General features: G+C 61.9%; 10 protein-coding genes. All 10 read right to left on the reverse strand.

Features of this window, described 5'->3' with window-relative positions; genetic code table 11:
* Nucleotides 1-237: 237 nt before the first annotated feature.
* Nucleotides 238-360: a hypothetical protein gene (locus J0F76_RS21210; RefSeq protein WP_278250461.1), complete on the reverse strand. Its 123-nt coding sequence runs from the start codon at nucleotides 358-360 to the stop codon at nucleotides 238-240.
* Nucleotides 361-1,048: 688 nt separating this feature from the next.
* The gene (gene chrA / locus J0F76_RS20300; protein WP_379107662.1) at nucleotides 1,049-2,419 is read right to left on the reverse strand and encodes a chromate efflux transporter; all 1,371 of its coding nucleotides are present in this window, start codon (nucleotides 2,417-2,419) and stop codon (nucleotides 1,049-1,051) included.
* Nucleotides 2,416-3,234, reverse strand: a complete 819-nt coding sequence (locus tag J0F76_RS20305; protein ID WP_207472263.1) for a chromate resistance protein ChrB domain-containing protein — start codon at nucleotides 3,232-3,234, stop codon at nucleotides 2,416-2,418. The genes chrA (J0F76_RS20300) and J0F76_RS20305 overlap by 4 nt, the downstream gene beginning before the upstream one ends.
* 248 nt (nucleotides 3,235-3,482) lie before the next feature.
* Nucleotides 3,483-3,974 carry a GNAT family N-acetyltransferase gene (locus J0F76_RS20310; RefSeq protein WP_207472265.1) on the reverse strand — a complete coding sequence of 164 codons (492 nt, stop codon included), beginning with the start codon at nucleotides 3,972-3,974 and terminating at the stop codon, nucleotides 3,483-3,485.
* Nucleotides 3,975-4,185: 211 nt separating this feature from the next.
* On the reverse strand, nucleotides 4,186-4,620 hold the full coding sequence (locus J0F76_RS20315; protein ID WP_207472267.1) for a GNAT family N-acetyltransferase: 435 nt from the start codon (nucleotides 4,618-4,620) through the stop codon (nucleotides 4,186-4,188).
* A 99-nt stretch (nucleotides 4,621-4,719) separates the two neighbouring features.
* Complete coding sequence (locus tag J0F76_RS21425) at nucleotides 4,720-5,136, reverse strand: helix-turn-helix domain-containing protein (RefSeq protein ID WP_423227383.1); 417 nt, start codon at nucleotides 5,134-5,136, stop codon at nucleotides 4,720-4,722.
* On the reverse strand, nucleotides 5,133-5,852 hold the full coding sequence (locus J0F76_RS20325; RefSeq protein ID WP_207472270.1) for a replication initiation protein: 720 nt from the start codon (nucleotides 5,850-5,852) through the stop codon (nucleotides 5,133-5,135). Before J0F76_RS20325 ends, J0F76_RS21425 begins: the two co-directional genes overlap by 4 nt.
* 463 nt (nucleotides 5,853-6,315) lie before the next feature.
* A complete protein-coding gene (locus J0F76_RS21215) occupies nucleotides 6,316-6,438 on the reverse strand; it encodes a hypothetical protein (RefSeq protein WP_278250461.1) in 123 nt (40 codons plus the stop codon).
* Between the two features lie 688 nt (nucleotides 6,439-7,126).
* On the reverse strand, nucleotides 7,127-8,497 hold the full coding sequence (chrA, locus tag J0F76_RS20330) for a chromate efflux transporter (RefSeq protein ID WP_379107662.1): 1,371 nt from the start codon (nucleotides 8,495-8,497) through the stop codon (nucleotides 7,127-7,129).
* On the reverse strand, nucleotides 8,494-9,039 hold a 546-nt coding region (locus tag J0F76_RS20335; RefSeq protein ID WP_207472271.1), incomplete at its 5' end, for a chromate resistance protein ChrB domain-containing protein. The genes J0F76_RS20335 and chrA (J0F76_RS20330), both read right to left, overlap by 4 nt.

Consider the following 9,039-nt stretch of genomic DNA (forward strand, 5'->3'; position numbering starts at 1 on the left):
AAAACAAGAAAAAACAAGAAAAAAGGAAAACGGTGCTGGATGAGGGGTCAAAATCGGCCCCCGAAAGCGCCTGTGGCAGGCCATAAATTTGCTGAGAAATGGCAAGATAGACGAAGGCGCGCCCTGCAAGACGCCCTCAGAGCGCCACAGAGGCTCGTACAGGGCCAAGATGAGCTCTGAGGCGACGGAGGGGCGACAAAAGGCTGTAAGAGGCCCCTGCGGCGCTCTGAGGGCGTCTCAGCCTGCCAGTCCGAGAAACAGTGCCAGAAAACGGCTGACGCTGATCATGACCACGTCATCGAGCGACCCAAAGGCAGGACCGATTTTGTCGACCTTCACGGTCATGGGCTTGTCCAGCATGATCTGCGAGGTCGCCCGCAATCCGTTCGCGGCGTCGGGGGCGCGCTGCGGCGACCTCATCCGGCGCTGGTTGGAGGCGGTTCAAAACACAGCGCGAAGGCCAAAATGCAATTTTGGTAGACATCGGCCATATCCTGCAACTGCAACACCCCTCTCAAAGCCTCTCACCAATCTCGGACGCCTGCCTGCTGCCGGAGAGTTCTAGGGGGCTGTGATGATGGCAGGAAATAGGGGCTGATTGTTCAGTCCCCCTCACGCCGCCTCTCACCCCATGTTTTCACGGCTCAGGGACGGGTTTTGGGTGAAGAACCGGGGTCTGCCCTGACGGGCAGGCAAACCCCCTCCTCCCCTGCTTCGGGACGGGCGATGTCGTCGGAGGTTTGCGGGGCGAAAGCCTGCCCCGGACCGCTCTCCCAAACAGGGCTGTAGGACCGGGGCAGGCGGGCGGGAACAGGGCGATCAGCTTGGAATCGGACGCCGCTTCCTGAACCAGCACGGGAGCCATGATGGCGGAAGTCCTGCGGGCTGTCAGCAGTCCGAATTGTCATTTGAAATGACAACCCACTAGGCAATCCACTTCGTGCCGCTCCGCTGATTGCCCTGGGCCGGAGGGACGCGGTGCTGCGGCTTGTAAAAAATTACGCTTCCATTTCCTGCCATAGAACACTCACCACCGAGGAGAGCCTTTTCAAACGATCCCTGCCAATCGTAGGGCCAGCCCGCCAAAGGCACAGATCGCCAGCACAGTGACGGCGCCCAGCTTCAAGCGGAACACGGCCAGAATGGCGACGATGACCAGCGCCAGCGCGGCGACGTCCAAGGTTCCCCAGACCGGCAGGTCCATATCCAGCCCAAGGCTGGTGACAGGACGCAGCTGGCCGAACAGCACGTGTAGCCCGAACCACAGCGCCAGGTTCAGGATTACCCCCACCACCGCCGCCGTCACCGCCGTCAGCGCCGCCGTCAGGGCGTGGTTGTCGCGCAGGCGTTCGATGAAGGGCGCGCCCAGGAAGATCCACAGAAAGCAGGGCAGGAACGTGACCCACGTGGTCAGCAGCCCGCCCAGTGTCGCGGCCAGCAGCGGCGGCATACCGCCCGCTTCGCGCAGCGCCCCCATGAAGCCCACGAACTGGGTCACCATGATCAGCGGCCCCGGCGTGGTCTCGGCCATGCCCAGCCCGTCCAGCATCTCTCCGGGGACCAGCCAGCCATAGGTCTCGACCGCCTGCTGGGCGACATAGGCCAGCACGGCATAGGCGCCCCCGAATGTCACCACCGCCATCACGCTGAAGAACCCGGCGATCTGCGAGAACACGTTTTCCGGGCCGAGGATCAGGAACAGCGCTGCCACGGGCAGCAGCCACAGCCCCAGAAACACCGCCGATATGCGCGCCGCCCACCCGGCGCTGACACGGGTATGGTCGGGCGTGCCCTCACCTAGCAGGGTGTCTGCATCGGCCACTTGGGTGCCGCCCATCTTGCCATGCCCGCCGCCGCCTTGGAACGCAGCCAGACCCGCACGGGCGCCGACGAAGCCCACCAACGCTGCCGTGAGGATGATGATTGGAAACGGCACGCCGAAGGCGAAGATCGCTAGGAACGAGGCCGCTGCGATGCCGATCATCGTGCGGTTCTTCAGCGCCCGCGACCCGATGCGGATCACCGCCTGCACGACGATTGCCAGCACCGCAGCCTTGAGGCCGAAGAACAGCCCCTCCAGCACGCCGGTATTGCCCCAGATCGCATAGACCCACGACAGGCTCATGATCGCCACGACGCCGGGCAGCACGAACAGCAACCCGGCGATGATGCCGCCAAGCGTCCGGTGCATCAGCCAGCCGATATAGACGGCCAGCTGCATGGCCTCGGGGCCAGGTAGCAGCATGCAGTAATTCAGAGCGTGCAGGAACCGCCGCTCGCCCAGCCATTTCTGTTCCTCGACCAGAATGCGGTGCATCAGGGCGATCTGGCCCGCGGGGCCGCCGAAACTCAGCAGGCCGATCCGCGCCCAGACACGGGTGGCCTCGGCCAAGGTCGGATAGGGGCGGGTCTGCATCATTCTGCCCTCGGCTTGTTGGTGGGCCAGTTGTGGGTCTCGCCGGTCGCGTCACGCACCCACCGATAGAGCGCGTCATAGACCAGCATCCCCGCCTCCAACTGTTCCAGATCGTCGGCATACATGCGTGACAGGCCAAGGGAGACGGCAAGCAGCCCCGCTGCTTCGGGCGCCAGGTCCAGCCGTGCCGTATCGGCAGCCCGAACGATCACGGCCAATCGGTCCAGCGCCGGAACGGACAGGCCCAGCTCAGCCAGCATCACGTCGAAACTGCACAGATCGCCCCTGTGGCTGAAGAAGACGTCCTCGATGTCGAAGGGCGCGGCCTCATGGCGCTCGGCGACACCTGAGACTTCGGCCGGGGCCACGAACAGGATCACTGCGCGGGGATCGACAAAGCGGCGGATCAGCCAGGGGCAGGCAATGCGGTCGATCTTGGGTCGTGCGCGGGTGACCCAGACTGTGCGGCCCTGCCCGTCGCGTGGGGGGAGGTGGTCTGTCTGGATCAGCGGCAGACCCGCCTCTCGCCACGCGACAAAACCACCATCAAGATATTCGGCCTGGCGGCCTTCGGCGCGCAGCCATGCCGCAGCGCCCTGACTGCGGCGATGACCCGCCTGGCACAGCACGAGGACAGGACCAGGCGGCAACGCCGGAAGATCAGCGAGTGCGCGGTCATCGGCGCGGATGGCCCCCGGCACCAGGCTCGGATCGGCGGCGAAGTCGGTCTCGGACCGGACATCCAGAATGACCGGGGCGCGGGGCGTGCCGATGATGCGGGCAAGTTTGTCGACGGAAATAGCGTTGGGCGCAGGCATGGGCGTTCCTCCCGGGAAGGTTTCAGTGGAACGCGAACTTCGGCTGACGCCTCGTGGGGCGGTCGCAGGCCCCATGGGTCGGAAATAGATTGTGGCGGATGCCAAGGTCAAGCAGGCAGCCCCTCAGCATGCCTGTCCCCGGAGCCCTTGAACGCACAACCCCGGCGCGATTGCTCGCGCCGGGGTTTTCCGGCTCATAAAACCGATTACGGGCAGGGCAGAGGCCGGAGGTTGAGCCGGGCCTAACTTCAGAGCAGCCGACGGTAGAGAAATCCGCTTCCGTCAGCCTCCTCATCCCGAACGGCGTCCGGGTGCGCCCCATAGCGGACAAACCCTTGGCGCTCATAAAACGCGATGGCTCTGTGATTTCTCTGGGCTACAGAAAGTTCGAGTTGCTCGACCCCTGCTCCTTTTGCCTCTTCGACAACTCCCGCCATGAGTGCCTGGGCAGCGCCCGAGCCATGAAAATTTTCCATGACGAAGAAGGGGCCGATTTCGCCACGATGACGAATTCGGATGGGCTGAAACTGGCGATATCCGCAAAAACCTGCGAGCAGCTCGCCTTCAAAAATTCCCCTCGTCCCGCCTGCGTCCAAAATTGTCTGGCATCTTTCCATCGTCAGATCATCGACTTCGGCGGGCGTCATCAGGAAGCCGGTCGGAAAGTTCTTCACGCCAGTAACGAAGATCTCTCTCCATTCCTGTGCGTCGGCCGCCGTAAGGGAGCGATACGTGAACATTGCAAATCCTTCGATGACAGCCGGTTGGGCCATTGTTCCAGCCTTGCGGGAAGGACGTAAAGGCAATCTCGGCAACGTCTGGCGAGTTCCGCTTCAGATCCATGCCTCAGCAGTCCGCTAAGCGGGACGGAGCGGACCTTGGCTATGTCACCGATGTACCATGATCAGCTCGTCCACTTCGTGGCCATCGTCAATCAGTGCCGCAGGAATTTTACCTACCATCTCGAAGCCATGCCGCTCGTAGAAGCGAATGGCCCATGGCCCTATTGTTGGTGTGGTTGACGTTCAGTTCGAGTTGGCGCACGCCAACTTCCTTTGCAAAGCTCATAACTGCTTGGAGAAGGTCATTTGCCAAGCCGGACCCGCGCTCGCTTTCGCGCAGGTAGACCATGATGATTGTTGCGCGGTGAGACCGTCTTTCCCCGCGCTGGAGCATCAGGCCCATGATTCCGACAGGTTCGTGCCCCTTCAGCATCGCGAAGACAGGGATTTTCATTCGATCAAGCCACGCTTCGTCCGACAGGGACGACCAGTCGGCGAAGGTATTGGCAAATGCTGAAGGAGCCATCTTCAGGGACTCCAACCGGATCGCTTTAAAGATCTGTAGATCTTCAGCTTCCAGTTTCACTACTCGCACGTTGTCCATGGCTTCACTCTGTCTCGCGAGAGACAACTTCAAGGATGGCAGCCAAGGTTGCAAGGCCTCCAACTTCCGCTCTGGGCTCCAAGCAGACGGTCGCAGGGGCTATGATCGCGACCACGGCCACCAGCTGCGCGGACGATCAGCCAGCTTCTCAGCCATTGCTCGCCAACTGTCTCTGTCGGTTTCGGCCGCGGCCAGAGCATTGCGCTCATGAGCGAGGAGCGCTTCAGCCACATCTGCACGGGCGGTTTCTGCGGCCAGCTTTTCGCGAAGCTCAGTGACAGTTTCTTGGGTGTGCGGGGTGTGCAGATCAAGGGGTGCGCGCACAGTGTGCGCCCTCCAGGCTTCGAGGGCGTCTGCCGTGATCCGCCATTGATTGCGATTGTCTCTTATCGCCTGCAAATCATGGGATTTTATGGCCCTCATGATAGTCCACCGTGAAACGTCTGCTACCTGTGCAGCCTGTGCAGGAGACATGGGCGGCGGGGTGTGCAAAGAGGTGTGCAGAGCTTCACTCATAGTGGCAGGTTCATCTGGCTGGCGTTCTCGAAAGTGAATCTCAGTCGAGCAATCTTACGGCCTCGACGGATTGGTTCAACTTCTGCCGTAATATTAGTTCGCGCGGCCAGTTCTGACAGCGCGGGGTCTAGTACCCAACGACGAGTCTGCGCAAAATTGGCTCGGTAGCTCTTTGGGGTTTCCATGATGATGTGGAAGCGGTCCATGTCCACTTCCCAGACCCCGGTTTCCCGGAAGCGCTCGAGGTTCTCGAACAGCCGCCAGGAATAGGTCGAACGGAGTGCTGCAGCTTTCGAGAGCTGGTAACTTGTGAAGTGCCTTTTGAGCTGCACAAGGAACTGCGCAATCTCGGGCGCAAAAGCGATCGAAATTTCTCCCTCACCCTCCTTGTAGCGGATTGAGGATATCCATCGCATTTTGACTACTTCGATTTTCTGGGCGTTGGGACCGTAGTGCTCAATGTGCCGGATGTAGCGGTTGAATAGATTTTCCTGAGCTTCACGAAGCTGGACGTAGGCAGTGTGCGGTTCGAGGCCGAACTGCTTTGCGAAATCTACCGCTAAAATCTTGATGGGTTTTCCGGGTAGCGCCGCCGCCTTCGGGGACAGCTTTGCGACCGCCATTGAGACCAGCCGCTTTTCGCTGAGGTTCAAGCCATGGGAGGCGCTTACCAGCGTGTTGTGCATCGTAACGTTGCCGCCTGTCGGCAGGTTCATCAGGTCGTTTTTTCGTGGTCGCGCCATACTGTGAGAACCTCCGATCAACTATGAGGCTGTGAATAAACCTTATGATTGGTCGGGGGTTCTCACAATAGCCGATCTGCCTGTGGAAAACGGTCGATATTCCTCACAGTTGACTCGATATTCCTCACAGTTCACGGCATATTCCTCACAATTCAGGCTGTTTTCACAAACGAAATCAGTAACTTGCCAACACCAAAAAAAAACAAGAAAAAACAAGAAAAAAGGAAAACGGTGCTGGATGAGGGGTCAAAATCGGCCCCCGAAAGCGCCTGTGGCAGGCCATAAATTTGCTGAGAAATGGCAAGATAGACGAAGGCGCGCCCTGCAAGACGCCCTCAGAGCGCCACAGAGGCTCGTACAGGGCCAAGATGAGCTCTGAGGCGACGGAGGGGCGACAAAAGGCTGTAAGAGGCCCCTGCGGCGCTCTGAGGGCGTCTCAGCCTGCCAGTCCGAGAAACAGTGCCAGAAAACGGCTGACGCTGATCATGACCACGTCATCGAGCGACCCAAAGGCAGGACCGATTTTGTCGACCTTCACGGTCATGGGCTTGTCCAGCATGATCTGCGAGGTCGCCCGCAATCCGTTCGCGGCGTCGGGGGCGCGCTGCGGCGACCTCATCCGGCGCTGGTTGGAGGCGGTTCAAAACACAGCGCGAAGGCCAAAATGCAATTTTGGTAGACATCGGCCATATCCTGCAACTGCAACACCCCTCTCAAAGCCTCTCACCAATCTCGGACGCCTGCCTGCTGCCGGAGAGTTCTAGGGGGCTGTGATGATGGCAGGAAATAGGGGCTGATTGTTCAGTCCCCCTCACGCCGCCTCTCACCCCATGTTTTCACGGCTCAGGGACGGGTTTTGGGTGAAGAACCGGGGTCTGCCCTGACGGGCAGGCAAACCCCCTCCTCCCCTGCTTCGGGACGGGCGATGTCGTCGGAGGTTTGCGGGGCGAAAGCCTGCCCCGGACCGCTCTCCCAAACAGGGCTGTAGGACCGGGGCAGGCGGGCGGGAACAGGGCGATCAGCTTGGAATCGGACGCCGCTTCCTGAACCAGCACGGGAGCCATGATGGCGGAAGTCCTGCGGGCTGTCAGCAGTCCGAATTGTCATTTGAAATGACAACCCACTAGGCAATCCACTTCGTGCCGCTCCGCTGATTGCCCTGGGCCGGAGGGACGCGGTGCTGCGGCTTGTAAAAAATTACGCTTCCATTTCCTGCCATAGAACACTCACCACCGAGGAGAGCCTTTTCAAACGATCCCTGCCAATCGTAGGGCCAGCCCGCCAAAGGCACAGATCGCCAGCACAGTGACGGCGCCCAGCTTCAAGCGGAACACGGCCAGAATGGCGACGATGACCAGCGCCAGCGCGGCGACGTCCAAGGTTCCCCAGACCGGCAGGTCCATATCCAGCCCAAGGCTGGTGACAGGACGCAGCTGGCCGAACAGCACGTGTAGCCCGAACCACAGCGCCAGGTTCAGGATTACCCCCACCACCGCCGCCGTCACCGCCGTCAGCGCCGCCGTCAGGGCGTGGTTGTCGCGCAGGCGTTCGATGAAGGGCGCGCCCAGGAAGATCCACAGAAAGCAGGGCAGGAACGTGACCCACGTGGTCAGCAGCCCGCCCAGTGTCGCGGCCAGCAGCGGCGGCATACCGCCCGCTTCGCGCAGCGCCCCCATGAAGCCCACGAACTGGGTCACCATGATCAGCGGCCCCGGCGTGGTCTCGGCCATGCCCAGCCCGTCCAGCATCTCTCCGGGGACCAGCCAGCCATAGGTCTCGACCGCCTGCTGGGCGACATAGGCCAGCACGGCATAGGCGCCCCCGAATGTCACCACCGCCATCACGCTGAAGAACCCGGCGATCTGCGAGAACACGTTTTCCGGGCCGAGGATCAGGAACAGCGCTGCCACGGGCAGCAGCCACAGCCCCAGAAACACCGCCGATATGCGCGCCGCCCACCCGGCGCTGACACGGGTATGGTCGGGCGTGCCCTCACCTAGCAGGGTGTCTGCATCGGCCACTTGGGTGCCGCCCATCTTGCCATGCCCGCCGCCGCCTTGGAACGCAGCCAGACCCGCACGGGCGCCGACGAAGCCCACCAACGCTGCCGTGAGGATGATGATTGGAAACGGCACGCCGAAGGCGAAGATCGCTAGGAACGAGGCCGCTGCGATGCCGATCATCGTGCGGTTCTTCAGCGCCCGCGACCCGATGCGGATCACCGCCTGCACGACGATTGCCAGCACCGCAGCCTTGAGGCCGAAGAACAGCCCCTCCAGCACGCCGGTATTGCCCCAGATCGCATAGACCCACGACAGGCTCATGATCGCCACGACGCCGGGCAGCACGAACAGCAACCCGGCGATGATGCCGCCAAGCGTCCGGTGCATCAGCCAGCCGATATAGACGGCCAGCTGCATGGCCTCGGGGCCAGGTAGCAGCATGCAGTAATTCAGAGCGTGCAGGAACCGCCGCTCGCCCAGCCATTTCTGTTCCTCGACCAGAATGCGGTGCATCAGGGCGATCTGGCCCGCGGGGCCGCCGAAACTCAGCAGGCCGATCCGCGCCCAGACACGGGTGGCCTCGGCCAAGGTCGGATAGGGGCGGGTCTGCATCATTCTGCCCTCGGCTTGTTGGTGGGCCAGTTGTGGGTCTCGCCGGTCGCGTCACGCACCCACCGATAGAGCGCGTCATAGACCAGCATCCCCGCCTCCAACTGTTCCAGATCGTCGGCATACATGCGTGACAGGCCAAGGGAGACGGCAAGCAGCCCCGCTGCTTCGGGCGCCAGGTCCAGCCGTGCCGTATCGGCAGCCCGAACGATCACGGCCAATCGGTCCAGCGCCGGAACGGACAGGCCCAGCTCAGCCAGCATCACGTCGAAACTGCACAGATCGCCCCTGTGGCTGAAGAAGACGTCCTCGATGTCGAAGGGCGCGGCCTCATGGCGCTCGGCGACACCTGAGACTTCGGCCGGGGCCACGAACAGGATCACTGCGCGGGGATCGACAAAGCGGCGGATCAGCCAGGGGCAGGCAATGCGGTCGATCTTGGGTCGTGCGCGGGTGACCCAGACTGTGCGGCCCTGCCCGTCGCGTGGGGGGAGGTGGTCTGTCTGGATCAGCGGCAGACCCGCCTCTCGCCACGCGACAAAACCACC

Origin of the sequence: Paracoccus fontiphilus (assembly GCF_017356265.1) — a bacterium.
GTDB classification, from domain to species: Bacteria; Pseudomonadota; Alphaproteobacteria; order Rhodobacterales; family Rhodobacteraceae; genus Paracoccus; species Paracoccus fontiphilus.